16 protein-coding genes and 1 pseudogene are annotated in these 14482 nt (G+C 72.5%); 12 read left to right on the top strand and 5 right to left on the bottom strand.

What is annotated here, in order from left to right; all coding sequences use genetic code 11:
* Positions 1–26 precede the first annotated feature (26 nt).
* From modA to AQJ27_RS42580, 3 genes are read left to right on the top strand one after another with little or no spacing between them, the layout of a single operon-like run.
* Positions 27–863 carry a molybdate ABC transporter substrate-binding protein gene (gene modA / locus AQJ27_RS42590; protein ID WP_067381637.1) on the top strand — a complete coding sequence of 279 codons (837 nt, stop codon included), beginning with the start codon at positions 27–29 and terminating at the stop codon, positions 861–863.
* Positions 860–1726 (top strand): molybdate ABC transporter permease subunit, encoded by an 867-nt coding sequence (gene modB, locus AQJ27_RS42585; RefSeq protein WP_067381634.1) that lies wholly within the window; start codon positions 860–862, stop codon positions 1724–1726. Before modA ends, modB begins: the two co-directional genes overlap by 4 nt.
* A complete protein-coding gene (locus AQJ27_RS42580) occupies positions 1723–2802 on the top strand; it encodes an ABC transporter ATP-binding protein (RefSeq protein WP_067381631.1) in 1080 nt (359 codons plus the stop codon). Before modB ends, AQJ27_RS42580 begins: the two co-directional genes overlap by 4 nt.
* Positions 2803–2850: 48 nt before the next feature.
* Here AQJ27_RS42580 and AQJ27_RS42575 read toward each other — a convergent pair whose 3' ends face one another.
* A complete protein-coding gene (locus AQJ27_RS42575; RefSeq protein ID WP_067381629.1) occupies positions 2851–3861 on the bottom strand; it encodes an FkbM family methyltransferase in 1011 nt (336 codons plus the stop codon).
* A gap of 69 nt (positions 3862–3930) precedes the next feature.
* Here AQJ27_RS42575 and AQJ27_RS42570 point away from each other — a divergent pair, with 69 nt between their 5' ends.
* The 3 genes from AQJ27_RS42570 to AQJ27_RS42560 all read left to right on the top strand — a co-directional run bounded on the left by AQJ27_RS42570 (position 3931) and on the right by AQJ27_RS42560 (position 5978).
* Complete coding sequence (locus tag AQJ27_RS42570; RefSeq protein ID WP_235613816.1) at positions 3931–4392, top strand: cupin domain-containing protein; 462 nt, start codon at positions 3931–3933, stop codon at positions 4390–4392.
* Between the two features lie 177 nt (positions 4393–4569).
* A complete protein-coding gene (locus AQJ27_RS42565) occupies positions 4570–4992 on the top strand; it encodes an ATP-binding protein (RefSeq protein WP_235613815.1) in 423 nt (140 codons plus the stop codon).
* A gap of 125 nt (positions 4993–5117) precedes the next feature.
* Positions 5118–5978: a hypothetical protein gene (locus AQJ27_RS42560; RefSeq protein WP_079065674.1), complete on the top strand. Its 861-nt coding sequence runs from the start codon at positions 5118–5120 to the stop codon at positions 5976–5978.
* A 72-nt stretch (positions 5979–6050) separates the two neighbouring features.
* Here AQJ27_RS42560 and AQJ27_RS42555 read toward each other — a convergent pair whose 3' ends face one another.
* A complete protein-coding gene (locus AQJ27_RS42555) occupies positions 6051–6329 on the bottom strand; it encodes an SCO5918 family protein (RefSeq protein WP_067381626.1) in 279 nt (92 codons plus the stop codon).
* 256 nt (positions 6330–6585) lie between these two features.
* A complete protein-coding gene (locus AQJ27_RS42550) occupies positions 6586–6789 on the bottom strand; it encodes a cold-shock protein (RefSeq protein WP_010986199.1) in 204 nt (67 codons plus the stop codon).
* Between the two features lie 433 nt (positions 6790–7222).
* On the opposite strand from AQJ27_RS42550, the gene AQJ27_RS59320 reads away from it, so the two are divergent.
* Positions 7223–8245, top strand: coding sequence for a hypothetical protein (locus tag AQJ27_RS59320; protein ID WP_067381623.1), 1023 nt, complete (start codon positions 7223–7225; stop codon positions 8243–8245).
* A 126-nt stretch (positions 8246–8371) separates the two neighbouring features.
* Here the strand turns inward: AQJ27_RS59320 and AQJ27_RS42540 are convergent, their stop codons facing one another.
* Together AQJ27_RS42540 and AQJ27_RS42535 are read right to left on the bottom strand one after the other, a co-directional pair.
* Entirely contained in the window at positions 8372–9154 is a 783-nt protein-coding gene (locus AQJ27_RS42540) for a L,D-transpeptidase (protein WP_067381620.1), read from the bottom strand.
* Positions 9155–9278: 124 nt separating this feature from the next.
* Positions 9279–9773, bottom strand: a pseudogene (locus AQJ27_RS42535) (SigE family RNA polymerase sigma factor); the annotation flags it as partial.
* Positions 9774–9907: 134 nt separating this feature from the next.
* Here AQJ27_RS42535 and AQJ27_RS42530 point away from each other — a divergent pair.
* The 5 genes from AQJ27_RS42530 (at position 9908) to AQJ27_RS42510 (ending at position 14418) form a co-directional block, all read left to right on the top strand.
* Complete coding sequence (locus tag AQJ27_RS42530; RefSeq protein WP_067381616.1) at positions 9908–10846, top strand: L,D-transpeptidase; 939 nt, start codon at positions 9908–9910, stop codon at positions 10844–10846.
* An 89-nt stretch (positions 10847–10935) separates the two neighbouring features.
* Positions 10936–11598, top strand: coding sequence for a SigE family RNA polymerase sigma factor (locus AQJ27_RS42525; protein ID WP_079065685.1), 663 nt, complete (start codon positions 10936–10938; stop codon positions 11596–11598).
* Positions 11595–12296, top strand: a complete 702-nt coding sequence (locus tag AQJ27_RS59315; RefSeq protein ID WP_067381613.1) for a hypothetical protein — start codon at positions 11595–11597, stop codon at positions 12294–12296. The genes AQJ27_RS42525 and AQJ27_RS59315 overlap by 4 nt, the downstream gene beginning before the upstream one ends.
* On the top strand, positions 12293–14200 hold the full coding sequence (locus AQJ27_RS58075; protein WP_067381610.1) for a transglycosylase domain-containing protein: 1908 nt from the start codon (positions 12293–12295) through the stop codon (positions 14198–14200). Before AQJ27_RS59315 ends, AQJ27_RS58075 begins: the two co-directional genes overlap by 4 nt.
* On the top strand, positions 14197–14418 hold the full coding sequence (locus AQJ27_RS42510) for a hypothetical protein (RefSeq protein ID WP_054234148.1): 222 nt from the start codon (positions 14197–14199) through the stop codon (positions 14416–14418). The genes AQJ27_RS58075 and AQJ27_RS42510 overlap by 4 nt, the downstream gene beginning before the upstream one ends.
* Positions 14419–14482: the final 64 nt, after the last annotated feature.

Raw genomic sequence — 14482 nt, 5'->3', positions numbered from 1 at the left:
AGGCTTCCGAGGGAGTAGAACCCGTGATGACCCGATCCACGCGCCGGACCCGCACCCGCACTCTGCGCGTGGCCGGCGTCGGTGCCGCCGCGCTGCTGGCGCTGAGCGCCTGCTCGTCCTCCGACTCCGACTCCTCCTCCAACTCCTCCCCGAAGTCGGACACCTCGGCCTCCTCCTCGCCGAAGCTCTCCGGCACGGTGACCGTGTTCGCCGCCGCCTCGCTCAAGGAGAGCTTCACGACCCTGGGCAAGGAGTTCGAGAAGGCCAACCCGGGCACGAAGGTCACCTTCAACTTCGGCGGCAGCGACACGCTCGCCGCCAGCATCACCGGGGGCGCCCCGGCCGACGTGTTCGCCGCGGCCAGCCCCAAGACGATGGCGGTCGTGACGGACAAGAAGGACGCCGCGACCACGCCCGCGACCTTCGTGCGCAACCAGCTGGAGATCGCGACCCTGCCCGGCAACCCCGACAAGGTCGCCTCCCTGAAGGACCTCACGAAGTCCGGCCTCAAGGTCGTACTCTGCGACAAGACGGTGCCGTGCGGTGCCGCCGCGCAGAAGGCGCTGGACGCGAGCAAGCTGAAGCTCACCCCGGCCTCCTACGAGCAGGACGTCAAGAGCGCCCTGACGAAGGTGGAGCTGAAGGAGGCCGACGCCGCCGTCGTCTACAAGACCGATGTGAAGGCGGCGGGTGACAAGGTGGAGGGCGTGGAGTTCCCCGAGTCGGCCAAGGCCATCAACGACTACCCGATCGCCCTGCTCAAGGACGCGCCCAACGCGGAGGCGGCGAAGGCGTTCATCGCGCTCGTGCAGTCCGCCGAGGGCCAGAAGGTGCTCACCGCCGCGGGGTTCCTGCAGCCGTGACCGAGCTGGACGCCTCCGACGCCGCGGCCGACACCCTCACCGGTGGGCCGCGGCGTCGGCGCGTCCGGACCGGCGGCCGGCCGGCCGGGGTCCCGCTCCCCCTCCTCCTCCCCGCCCTGGTCGGCCTGGCCTTCCTCCTGCTCCCCCTGCTCGCCCTGCTCCTGCGAGCCCCCTGGCGGGACCTCCCCAACCAGCTGACCAGTACGGCGGTCTGGCAGGCGCTCCAGCTGTCCCTGGTCTGCGCCACGGCGGCGACCGGGGTGAGCCTGGTGCTGGGCGTGCCGCTGGCCTGGCTCCTCGCCCGTACGGACTTTCCCGGCCGGGGCTTCGTGCGGGCCCTGGTGACGCTGCCCCTCGTACTGCCTCCGGTGGTGGGCGGTGTGGCGCTGCTGCTGGCGCTCGGGCGCAACGGCGTCGTCGGGCAGTGGCTGGACTCGTGGTTCGGGATCACGCTGCCGTTCACCACGGCGGGCGTCGTCGTCGCGGAGGCGTTCGTGGCGATGCCGTTCCTGGTCATCAGCGTGGAGGGCACACTCCGGGCGGCCGATCCGCGCTACGAGGAGGCCGCCGCGACGCTCGGCGCCTCCCGGTTCACCGCGTTCCGCCGGGTCACCCTGCCGTTGATCGCGCCCGGGATCGCCGCCGGTGCCGTACTGGCGTGGGCGCGCGCCCTGGGCGAGTTCGGGGCGACGATCACCTTCGCCGGCAACTTCCCCGGCCGCACCCAGACCATGCCGCTCGCCGTCTACCTGGCCCTTCAGAACGACCCGGCCGCCGCGATCGCCCTGAGCCTGGTCCTGCTGGCGGTGTCGATCGCGGTCCTGGCGGGCCTCAGGGACCGCTGGACGGCGGCGCCGTCATGACGGACCCGACGCTCCCCCCGAGCAAGCCCTCCGACAAGGGCCTCGACGCCCACCTGGTCGTCCACCGCGACACCTTCCGTCTCGACATCGCCCTGGCCGCCGCGCCCGGTGACGTCGTCGCGCTGCTCGGGCCGAACGGGGCGGGCAAGAGCACCGCGCTGCGGGCGCTCGCGGGGCTCACACCGTTGTCCGACGGCGGCCTGATCCGGCTGGACGGCACGGACCTGGGGCGTACGCCGCCCGAGGCCCGCCCGGTCGGCGTCGTCTTCCAGGACTATCTGCTCTTCCCGCACCTGTCCGCCCTGGACAACGTGGCGTTCGGGCCGCGCTGCCAGGGCGTACCGAAGGCGGCGGCGCGGGAGCTGGCCGCGCAGTGGCTGGAGCGGATGGGGCTGGCCGAGCACGCGGCCGCCAAGCCGCGCCGGCTGTCCGGCGGACAGGCGCAGCGCGTCGCGCTCGCCCGCGCGCTGGCCACCCACCCCCGGCTGCTCCTGCTCGACGAGCCGCTCGCCGCGCTGGACGCCCGTACCCGCCTCGATGTGCGCTCCCAACTCCGGCGCCACCTCAGCGACTTCGAGGCCGTCGCCGTACTCGTGACGCACGACCCGCTGGACGCGATGGTGCTCGCCGACCGGCTGGTCGTCGTCGAACACGGCCGGGTGGTCCAGGAGGGGACACCGTCGGACATCGCCCGCCACCCGCGCACGGACTACATCGCCCAGCTCGTCGGCCTCAACCTCTACCGGGGCGCGGCCGAGGGCCACACCGTACGACTGGACACGGGTCCGGCGATCACCACGACCGAGGACTTGTCCGGTCCCGTCTTCGTGGCGTTCCCGCCCAGTGCCGTCACGCTGTACCGCGACCGTCCGACCGGCTCCAGCGCGCGCAACCTGTGGCGGTGCGAGGTCGCGGGCCTGGAGACGCACGGTGACCAGATCCGCGCGGACCTCACCGGAGAGCTCGCGCTCGCCGCGGACCTGACGACGGTCGCCGCGGCCGAGCTCGACCTGCACACCGGGGCGCCGGTCTGGGCGACGGTGAAGGCCGCCCAGACGCACGCGTATCCGGCCTGACGAGGCCCGAGGGCAAGGGCCGAGGAGGGGGAGGGCCACTCCTCCCGGTCACTCCTCCTTGGGTGCGGCGTCCGCGCGGACCATCACGCAGTCGAACTCGACGACCCGGCCGGTGCTCTCCTCGCGCGTCACCGGGTACATCCCCGAGATCTCGAACCCGCTGCCCTCGTACGTGGCGATCGACTCGCTCATCCGGGGGCTGCCCTCGTAGAGCCGCAGGGCCGCGACCTCCGACTGCATGCCCACGAAGTCCGCGATCCGCTCACCGGCCCCCGCGAACACCTCCAGGTCGTAGCCCTGGGTGTCCATCTTCAGATACGGCCGGGGGTCGGCTATGCCGTCGAGGGCCTTCTCCAGCATCCCGTCGAGGCGCCGGATCTCGATCTCCTCGGTGTTGGTCTTCGCGAACCGGAGGTAGCGGTCCTTGCCGTAGTCGCTGGGCGGGAGAAGGGAGTTCATGGTGTTCCAGCCCACGTGGATGGACTGGGCGGAGTCCTCGCGGCCGAGCCCGACGTTGTACACCCACCAGTCGTCGTCCTTCTTGGCGGCGCGCTCCAGCTTCTCGAAGGCGTCCTTGGTGGGTTCGAAGGAGACGATCCGGCCGGTGTAGCCGAGCTTGCGCAACCGCCGCCCGTACTGGCCGGAGTTGGCGCCCACGTCGAAGACACAGTTGACCTGGTACTTCTCCAGCAGAGCGGTCACGTGCTGGGTACACAGATACTCGGCAGCGGCCAGCTGGAAGCGGCGTTCGTCGGCCGCCGAGGCCGTCTCGTCGACCAGCAACCGCCCACCGGACTCGCCGAAGGAGACACTGCCCCAGACGTCACCCGGCGACGAGGGCTCCCGCGCGACCACCCACATGTCGGCCTTCGCCTCCGCGCCCACCGGTGTGACCACGTACTGTCCGCTGCCGCGGGCGATCAGATCGGCGGCGCGCCCCAAGGGGACGCGGGTACGTTTGCCGCGCCGGTAGACCACCGCCGCACCCGAACCGAGATCAAGAACCCGCACCCCGATCCGGGGCAGCAGACCGAGCATTCTTCTGTAAAGGGTCGGCATCCCCACACCCTTTCAGACTCCTGTGAGACACGGGAGTGGTCGGAGAACTTTCGAGCGGAAGGACGGAAAGTGAACACGAGCACCGATCCGGAGAAGCCGGCGACGGCCGCCGCACTGGGCATGCAGAGGCATCCCGAGGGCGGTTGGTTCGTGGAGACGTGGAGGGCGGCGCGGGACTTCCACCCCGACGGCTACCCGGGTCCCCGTGCCGCCGCCACCGCCATCTACTTCCTGCTGTCCCCCGGGGAGACCAGCGCCTGGCACACGGTCCGCTCCGACGAACTGTGGCTGTGGCACCGTGGCGGCCCCCTCGAGCTGCTCCTCGGCGGCGACGGCGAAGCCCCGGACGCGGAGCCGGCGGTCCTACGTCTGGGACCCGCTCTGGAAAGCGGCGAGCGCCCGCAGGTCCTGGTCCCCGGCCACGTCTGGCAGTCCGCCCGCCCGGCAGGCGACCGGGAAGTCCTGGTCAGCTGTGTGGTGGCCCCCGGCTTCGACTACGCGGACTTCCGCCTCCTCAGCAACGGGCCGTGAACCACCAGCAACTCTGCACATCCTTAGCGGCTTTGTGACGTCCGCCCCTGGTTGCCGATCGCCGGGGGCGGGCATCACCCGAAGGCAGGACCGGCCGCGCACCGTTCGCGCGGGTCCCGGCCGGCGGGGGTCCGGTCGCCGGGTACCGGTTGTCCTGGGAGGGGAAGTGAGGTTGTCATGCGTGCGCAGCAGCGCGCCGTCCGACTGACCGCCCGCGTGGAGTACACACTGCCGCGCGCGGCCGTTTCGGCAGGCAGGGCCCGCAGGTTGACCTCGGCGTTCCTGACCCGTCCGCGTCCGCGGACGGCGGCGCCGACCGCCGACCAGGTCGACGACGCCACGCTCATCGCTTCGGAGCTCGTCGCCAACGCCGTCCGGCACGGCCGTACGGGCTGCCGGCTGCGGCTGCAGTTGGGACACGGCGGCGAGGTGACCGTCGAGGTCCATGACGACAGCCCAGGCCGCCCCCGGGTCGGCCTGGTGGACACCGACGCCGAGAGCGGCCGCGGCCTCGCGATGGTCCAGCAGCTCGCCCACCGCTTCGAGGTCGTCAACACGGGCGTCGGCGGCAAGACGGTCCGGGCGATCCTGGCGGTGTAGCCCCGCCCGTCTCACCCGGGAGAGTGACCCGGGGCGGCCCGTCCAGCGGAGTCGACCGGTGGAGAGCCCGCCCACAGGTAGAGACAAGCATGCGCTTCTCTCCTCACGAGCCTCACGAACCCCACGTGCTGCAACCGCCGCGCGAACCGGGCAAACCGCGCGAGCCGCGCAAGAAGGTCTGGGTGACGGCGGTCGCGGCCACGACGGCGCTGGCGGGCGCCCTGACCGCCCTCCTGCTGCTGCTCTCCGGGAACCACGGCGTGTCCCCGCACCCGGTCTCGGCGGACGAGGCCGAGCGCATGGCACTGGCCCGGTTCCGCGCGTACGAGGCGAGTCCCGCGGAGGTGACGGTGCGGCTGCCCGCGGCGGAGACGGGGGACGGCACGATCACCGTGCGTGCGGTGGTCGACCACCATCTGCACCGGGCCGTGGGCGCGTACGAGATCGTCGACGACACCCGGACCGTGCAGGGCCTGCTCGCCTGGGACCTGGAAGGCATCGCCGTGGCCCGCCCGCCGGCTCCCGCGCCCGGCGCCGAGCCCGGCCGAACGACGGCCAGGCCTCCCGCCCCGGACATCGTGACGACCGCCGCGCAGGCCGTCCGCAGGGCCGGCACCCTCAAGCCCGAGGAGTGGACCCGCCGCCCCTACTCCACGGCGCCCCTGGACCGAGCCCTGCGCCTGGTGGTGTCCGTGGCCGCGGACCGGCCCGACAACGCGGCACTCCTCGCCCGTTCGGGTCCGCTGTGGCTGCGCGACGAACGCCTGGACGGCCACGGTTACGGCGTCTTCTCCGACCCGCGCCCCGGCCCGAGCCCCGCCTCCGCGAGCCCCGCCGACGACTCCACTCTCACCTACTGGATCGACACCGACGGCAATCTCCGCCGCGTCACGGCGCGGATGTCGCCGGGCCGCTACGCGACGGTGGACTTCGTGGCGACGAGGGTGCGCACGGGTGTCCCCGGCGCCCCGTGGTTGAAGGGCTGAGGGGATCTTCTTCGACCGCGCAGGTCCGGCCGGTCCGGAAAAAAGGGCGGGGCTGCTGGGCCGAACGGGGTGTTACGCGGTCTCGGCCCAGCTGGGGACGGCGGAGCGGGCCGGGGTGACGGTCGGGTGGCAGACGAAACCCAGACGGGTGAGGGCGCGGGCGACCTCGAGCTCGGTGAAGTCGCGGCGGTCCTGCTTGGTGATGACCTCCCCGACCTGCTTGACGGGGTAGGAGTGCGGGCCGATGACCACGGACGCGCTGGTGACGGGTTCGGGCTCGCGGCCCGCCATCGAGTGCTCGACCTCGCTCTTGATGAGGTCGAAGGGGAAACGGGCGATCACACAACGCATGGTGTCTCCGCGGGAAGAAGTTTCACGGCGCCGGAAGGTGGGCACGGCGTACCGGAAAGTGGGCACAGCGGCCAGAAAATTCGCCGGAAATTCAATCCGGAACGACCGGGAACGGCGGGGAACGGCGGGGACTGAACCGGGGCCGACCCGGACGGGAGAAAAAAAGCAGGTGGCCGGGGCCCGCACCTCATGGTGCAGGTCCCGGCCACCTGTAAGCGTCGGCCGACTCAGAAGTCAGGCGTCAGCAGGTCCCGGACTAGGCGGGGACGATGTTCTCCGCCTGCGGGCCCTTCTGGCCCTGCGTGACGTCGAAGGTCACCTTCTGGCCTTCCTGGAGCTCACGGAAGCCCTGGGTGGCGATGTTCGAGTAGTGGGCGAAGACGTCGGCGCCGCCGCCGTCCTGCTCGATGAAGCCGAAGCCCTTTTCCGCGTTGAACCACTTCACGGTGCCAGTAGCCATGTCAAATCTCCTTCGGGGCAAAGCTCGAGGACCCACACTGTGCGGGTCCGCGTCGCCGCAATGATTGCCCCATCCGGAAAAACTTCCGGATAATTCAGAAGCGACCGACCGGTACGGACCGGAAAGTACGCTCCAAGACTTTGGGAACCACAACTGCAACTGATATCGACACTAGCACGTGCAGCTCCCGAAGGGCGGCGCACTATCTCACCCCACCCGGGGGAATAAAAAAACCGCCCGGACGGCGGCCCATTTTCTACCACGGCCATGACAGATATGCGCCCGCGGAGCCGCGCCTGGGCGGTCCTGCGGGCCGTGGCGGGACGCTCGGCCGGGCCGCTCACCCGGACGGCCCGGTGCGGCTGGTGCGCCGCCGGGCCCGGTGGTGGCGTGGGAGGGACACTCGCGCGTCCGCCCCCAGGAGGCCCCCGCCATGAAGGTTCCGACCGGTCCGAACGGTCCGTACCGTCTCCTCGCCCGCGCCCTGACCGCGGGCGTCCTGGTGTCGGCGTCCGCGTGCTCGTTGCCCGGCGTCATGAGGCACGCGGACGCGCCGCCCATCGTGCCGCCCGCCACCTCCGCCACCCCCTCCCTCACCGACGCCCAGGCCTCGGCCGCGCTGATCACCCAGGGCGAGCTGGGCGGTCGCTGGTCCGCCACGCAGGGCGGGGCGACCTGGCGGGACGGGCTCCTGAAGACCAGGACGGACGTGCCGGACTGCCAACGACTGCTCGACGGTCTGTACGCCGAGGATCTGCTGGGCGAGCCGACGGGGGCCCGGGCCGTCGTGGGCCTCGACGAGAGCGGCAACGCGGCGCAACTGCGCTACCAGGTCGCCGCGTACGCCGCTCCTTCGGAGGTGGACGCCAAGCTGGCCTGGTTGCGGACGCTGCCCGCGAAGTGCGCGCAGTTCACGTCGACGGACGTGCGGGGTGGGCGGCTCAACGTGACGGTCGTGCCGGCGGTGTTGCCCGGGGTGGGCGACGCGCGGGAGGGGCTGCGGCTGACGATGAGCGGTGCGTCGCCCGCCGACGCCGGTGGCGGTTCCGGCGCGGCGCCGATGCTGACGCTGGACTTCGCCGCCGTGCGGGTCGGGGACCGGGCGGTCTCCCTCACCAACGGGGGACTCGGCGGGGCGGCGCAGGACTCCACCCAACAGGCGGTCCAAGTCGGTACGCAACGACTCCAGGACGTCCTGGCGGGCCGACCCCCCACCTCCGCGCCGGCCACCCCCACCTCCGCGCCGGCCACCCCCACCTCGGCACCGGCCGCCCCCACCTCAGCGCCGGTCGCCCCCCTCACCGGCAGGCCCACCGAACCCCTCACCGAAAGGCCCGCCGAGACCGCCGACACCACGGCCGATACGACCGATACGACCGACACCGCCGACACCGACAACACCACGGCCGATACGGCCGACACCGTCGACACCGTCGACACCGCCCAGGAGGGCTGACCCCGGAGCCCGACACCGGATGGGGCTCCGCCCCCATCCCCCTCCACCGGAAGTGCCTCGCCCGCAGGCCGGTGGGGGCTGGTCTCGCAGTTCCCCGCGCCCCTGAGGCGGGGCTCCGCCCCGAACCTACCCGGCCGGTACCGCCACCACGGACGGCCCTGTGGACACCGAGGGCACGGGCGTGTCGGCGGTCCGACCGGGATAGGTCGCGGCGCCGCCGGCGCCGCCCGGCAGGACCGTGCCCTCGGTCGCCGACGGCGACAGGTCCACCGTCGGGGTCGGGGTGGCCGCGCCCCTGATCTCGATCACCGCGCCCGGCTCCAACTGCTTGTACAGCCATACCGCGTCCGCGCGGCGCAGGCCGATCCAGCCGGTCGTGACGTCGTAGTTCCCGGGGGCCTTGTCGTCGCCCTCGAGGGTTCCGACGAAGTTCGTCGTCCCGTCGGCGGCACGCAGACCGATCACCCAGGCCACTTTCTCCATGTACTTGCCCGCGAACAAGGACAGCGCCTTGACGCTGTCCTTCGAGACGACCATCATCCGTCCGCCGGCCGTGGGGTAGCGGACGGAACCGGAGGAGATCGGCAGCTCGCGACCCGCGACCGTCAGCATGCGCCGCGAGAGGTCGACGGTGGCGTCGGGCGCGGCCGGGGAGGGGGTGCTGGGCGGGGCGGTGGGGCTCGCGGCCGGGGAGGGGCGGTCCCCGCGATCGCCGCCGGTCGGGTTCAGGGCCACCACCAGGGCCAGGCTCGCGGCGGCGCAGGCACCGGCGACGGTCACGGCGGTCCATCGAAAACGCCGACGCCTGCGGCGTACGGCCCGCAGCCGGATCTCGGCGCCGGACACCGCCGGGAGAGTCTCGGCGTCCTGGGCCAACTCTCGCAGGCCGGAGGCGAGTTCATCGGACACGGTCGTCCTCCCTCTTCCCCTCGTCCGTCGGATTCAGCGAGCGCGCGGAACCCGGGGAGCCCGCGGAACCTGTGGAACTCGTGGAACCCGCGGACGGCTTCCCCCTGCCCGCGCTCTTCCTGCCCCCGTCGACGGTCTCCCACTCGTCCGCCGTCGCCAGCGTCTGCGCCAGCGCCGCCCGGCCGCGGGACAGCCGGGCCTTGACCGTGCCCACGGGGGCACCGGTTTCGGAGGCTACCTGCTCGACACTGAGGTCGCACAGATGGTGCAGGACCAGCGCCATCCGCTGCGCCTCGGGCAGTGTGCGCAACGCGGCGACCAGCGCGGTGCGCTCGGGGTCGGGGCCCGGCGTGTGCTCGGGCGGCGGGGTGCGGCGGACGAGCTCCAGCCAGCGGCGCGCGCGGCGCCAGCGGCTCACCGCGAGCCGCATCGCCACGGTCCGTATCCACGCCTCCGGCGCCCCTTCGGCGAGGAAGTCCCGCCGCCGGTCCCAGGCGCGGACGAACGCCTCCTGGACGACGTCCTGCGCCTCGCCGTGGTCCCCGGTGAACGCGTACAACTGACCGGTCAGCCGGGGGAACGCGGCGGCGTAGAACGCGTCGAACTCTTCCTCGGTCATGCCCCCCGTCTCTTCCTCGGTCGTGCCCCCGCCGAAGGCTTCGGAATTTCCCCTGCCCCGTGCAACCCTGCGGTCCGTGCCGTGCGTACAGGTCCCGTACGCCGCTCATCGAAACACACCGCAGGGGGATCAGGATGACCAGGAGAGCCAGGAGCCGTCGTATCGCGGCCGGTTGGACGGCGGCCGCCGTGTGCGCGCTCGCGCTCGCCGGCTGCTCGAAGGGTGCGGTGGCGGGGGGCGCGGGCACCGAGGTGGACACGGCGGCGAAGCCGAACGCGACGGTCGGTCAGAAGCCGACCCCCCGGCCCGTCGAGACCAAACCCCTCGCGAAGCTGACCGGCGCGCACATCAACATCGCCGACGGGCAGACCGTGGGCGTCGGCATGCCGATATCCGTGACCTTCGACCACGCGATACCGGCCGGTGAACGGGCCGAGGTGGAGCGGCAGTTGAAGGTCGACGCCGATGTCGAGGGCTCCTGGAGCTGGGTGAAGGACCGCGATCTGCTGGAGGGGCAGCGGGTGGACTTCCGGCCGCGCGCGTACTGGAGCCCGGGCACCGAGGTCACGGTACGGGCGGGCTCGGGCATCACCCGGCACTTCACCGTGGGCCGTTCGCTCGTCGCCACCGTCGACGTGCGCACGCACACGATGAAAGTCGTCAAGGACGGGCAGACCCGGAGTGTGCCCATCACCGCGGGCGCCCCGGGCATGGACACCTGGAACGGCACGATGGTCGTCTCCGACAAGGCGCCCAAGGTCTTCATGAACTCGCAGACCGTCGGCTACGGCGACGCGTACGCGGGCTATTACTACTACGCCGTCCACCTCACCACCTCCGGGACCTACCTCCACCAGAACCCGAAGGCCAATACGTACGCCGGGCACCAGAACGTCACCCACGGGTGCGTCGGACTCGCGACGGACGGCACCGCCAAGAAGTTCTACGACGAGGTCATCCCCGGCGACGTCATCACCGTCGTCGGCTCCAAGGACACGGTGGCCGTGGGCAACGGCTACGGCGACTGGAACGCGGACTGGGCCCAGTGGCGGGCCGGCAGCGCGCTGAAGTGAGCGTGCGGGCGGGAGAGCCGGGTGTTCAGGTCTCGGCTCCCCCGCCCGCCCACACCCCCCACGTACCCGACTCCGAGGGACCGCAGGCCGTGCCTCACACCTACTCCCCCGCCTTCTCCGACGCCGCTTCCCCTGGCGTTTCCCCTGTCACCGCGCATGCCTCCTCGCGTGCCGCCTCCGAAACCGCCGACGCGTCTGCCGGGAACGGCCAGTTCGCCCCGTACGCCACCGCGGCCTGGCCCCGTCTGGTCCGCACCGCGCACCTGCTCACCGGCGACCTCCGCGAGGCCGAGGATCTCGTGCGGACCACGCTGGCCCGGGTCCGTGCCCGCTGGCGGCGCATCCCGCGCGACGACGTCGACTTCTACGTACGGCGCTCCCTGGTCAGAACCCACCTCGGCCGGACGCGCAGGAGACGCGCCGCCCGTCTGCTGATGCCGCTCCTGCCCGAGCGGGCGCGCCGGGCCCTGCCGGTTTCCGTGGCGGCCGTCGGCCGGCGGGACGCGCTCGGCCGGGCGCTGGCCGCGCTGTCCGCGCGGCGGCGGGCCGTGGTGGTGCTGGGCCACTGGGAGGGACTGGGCCAGGCCGAGATCGCGCAGCTGCTCGGCTGCTCGGCCGGCACGGTCAAGGCGCATGCCCGGCGCGGTCTGGCGGCCCTGCGCGCCCATCCCTCCCTCGCCGCCCGCCTCGCCGTCCCCTCCGTCGCCCCGTACCCCGCTCGCCGACACCCCGTCTCCGGAGCCCGCTCATGAAACGTCACCGCAAGTTCCCGCGTCCCTCGCCCGAGTCCGAGCGGCTGCGCGAGGTGTTCGCCGAAGCCGCCTACGACGTCACCCCCTCGGCCGTGCCGCTGGCGGCCATCGAGCGCACGGGCCGGCGGCGCGGGCGGCGCCGTACGGCCGCGGTGGCGGGGTCCGTGTGCGCGCTGCTCGTGGTTCCGCTGGCCGTGGTCGCCCTGCGCGCGGCCGTGTCCCCGGAGTCGGGCGACGAGCGGGGGACGTCCCCCTCCGGTACGCCCATGGCCACGGTGCGGGTCGTGACCGCCGGCGAACGGGTCGAGGTCGCGCACGGCATCAAGATCTGGCTCACCGAGGACGGCGCGCACTGGTCCTCGGCCGCCGGCTCCGGGCCGCTGTTCAGCAGTGTGAAGGACGGCGCCGACAAGCCCGGCGTCACCGTCCAGCAGGAGGGCGCGGGGGACCGGGGGTACTTCCTCTCCGGTGTCTACCGCGGCAAGCGCGAGGCGGCGCGGGTGGAGATCGAGACCACCGCGGGCCAGATAGCGGGCACGGCCCTCACTCTCGCGGGCGGACCGCGCTGGGGAGTCTGGTACGCGATGGTGAGCGCACCGAAGTCGGTCGCCCCCGGCAGGCCCGTCGATGTGACCAGGAGAGTCACGGTGTACGACTCGTCGGGCGGGGTGACAGCGAGCACGGGGGCCGGCCGGTGAACGGCGCGGGCGTGGACACGGGCGCGGGCACCGGCGGCACCGGCGTCGCTGAGACCGCCGATGACCACGGCAGGGGCGGCAGCCCCGGCCGCGGGCCCGGCGGCGGACGCCACGGCGCCGGTGGGCGCGGCCGGCTCATGGCGGGCCTGCGACGCAGGCTCGTCAGGCGGCGGATCCGTATCCGTCGCACCCGCGGGCGCCGGCTGCGCCGCGCGCTCGTCGTGCTGCTCGCGCTCCTCGCGAACCTCGTCGGCGCGGCCGTGGTGGCGTACCACCTGACGAAGATCCCCGAGCCGCACCCGGAGACGGCCATGCAGAGCACGGTCTTCGTCGACGACCACGGCGACTACCTGGGCCGGCGCGGCCCCGTGGACCGGCAGGAGATCCCGCTCTCGCAGGTCCCCCGCTATGTCCAGGAGGCGGTGATCGCGGCGGAGAACCGCTCCTTCCGCACGGACACGGGCATCTCGCCGAAGGCGATCGCCCGGGCGGCCTGGGCGACGGTGAGCGGGGGCGACCGGCAGGGCGGTTCCACGATCACCCAGCAGTACGTGAAGAACGCCCTGCTCAGCCCGGAGCAGACGCTGTCCCGCAAGGCGCGCGAGGCCTTGATCTCGATCAAGCTGGACCGCACCCGTTCGAAGGACGAGATCCTGCGGGGCTACCTCAACACGGTGTACTTCGGCCGGGGCGCGGCCGGCATCCAGTCCGCCGCCAGGAACTACTTCGGCGTCGACGCCAAGGACCTCACGGTGAGCCAGGGCGCGGCGCTCGCGTCCGTCATCAACATTCCCTCGTACTACGAGAAGGCCGGCTCCGACCCGAAGGTGACGGCCAAGCTGGTGGACCGCTGGGAGTGGGTGCTGGACGCGATGGCGGACAGCGGCGCGATCACGTCCGCGCAGCGGGCCGGGGCCCGTTTCCCGGCCTTCCGTTTCTATCCGCCGGGCGACACGGACGGTCAGCGCCAGTACCTCATCGACGCGGCCGCCTCGGAGGCCGCCGACCGGCTCGGCATCACGGAGGACCAGCTCGCCCGCGGCGGTTACACGGTCCGTACGACCTTCGACCTGACGGCGCAGGACACGACGGCGGAGCTGGCGGCCGACGGCACCGACAAGAAGACCGGAGACAAGACGGGAGAGAAGACCGGGGAGAAGACCGCCGAGGAGAAGGCGGCCGAGGCCAAGGCAGGTGGAAAGAAGCGGGCCGAGGTGAAGACGAGCGGGGACGTCCGGGTCCACACGGCCGTGGTCGCGCTGGTGCCCGGCGACGGCGCGGTCCGCGTGCTGTACGGCGGGGCGGACTACGCCAGCCAGCCCTTCAACGACGCTCGGGACGGAGCGGTGGAGGCGGGCACCGCGCTCGAGCCGTTCTCCGGCATGAAGCTGCTCGCCCCCCTCACGGGCCTCACCCGCACCGCGGCCCCGACCCCGCTCCGGCTCGCCTCCGCGTACGCCACGGCGGCGGCGCACGGTGTCTACGCCACGCCGTACACGGTCGCGAAGATCACCCGCGCGGGCCGCACCCTCTACGAGGCCCATCCCCGCACCCGTACGGCCATGACACGCGCCGACGCGGGGACGGTCGCCAAGCTCCTGTACGGCCGGCTGGACGCTCCCCTGGCCACCCAGACCGGCGCCGCGGGCCTGCGCACGCTCTGGCGGACGGCCTACGACGAACACCTCACCCTCACCGTCGCCCTCTTCGCGGAACACCCGGCCAAGGGCAAGAAGGCGGCCCTGCCCGCACCCCTCCCGTACACGGCGGGGAGCCGTTCACTGTCCGTCTCCGAGGGCGTCTGGTCCAAGATCGTCGGCACCGCCGTAGGCCACGATCCGGCTGCGGAACCAAATCCGGGGCTTCCAACCGGCCAAACAAAGCCCATACTGGCTACACGATGACGAAACCCTCCGCGCCCCGGCGCCACCTGCCCACCAGCCCCTTCGCCGCCCCGGTCGTCCCCGTGGCCAAGGAATTCAGCCTCGGAGACCGGGTCACCCACGACCAGTTCGGCCTGGGCACGATCATCGGTGTCGAAGAGGGCATCGCCATGCTCGTCGACTTCGGCTCCCGCCAGGCCCGCATCCTCAGCCCCTACACCCGGATGGACCGGCTCTGACGCACGTCACGAGCCCACACCTCGCGACCGCGCACGTCACGAACGGCCCACTCCACTAGCCGCT

The sequence above is a fragment of the Streptomyces olivochromogenes genome (assembly GCF_001514115.1).
Lineage (GTDB): Bacteria > Actinomycetota > Actinomycetes > Streptomycetales > Streptomycetaceae > Streptomyces > Streptomyces olivochromogenes.
The sequence above is the reverse complement of the archived record's forward strand: the minus strand, read 5'-3'. Positions and strand labels throughout refer to the sequence as shown.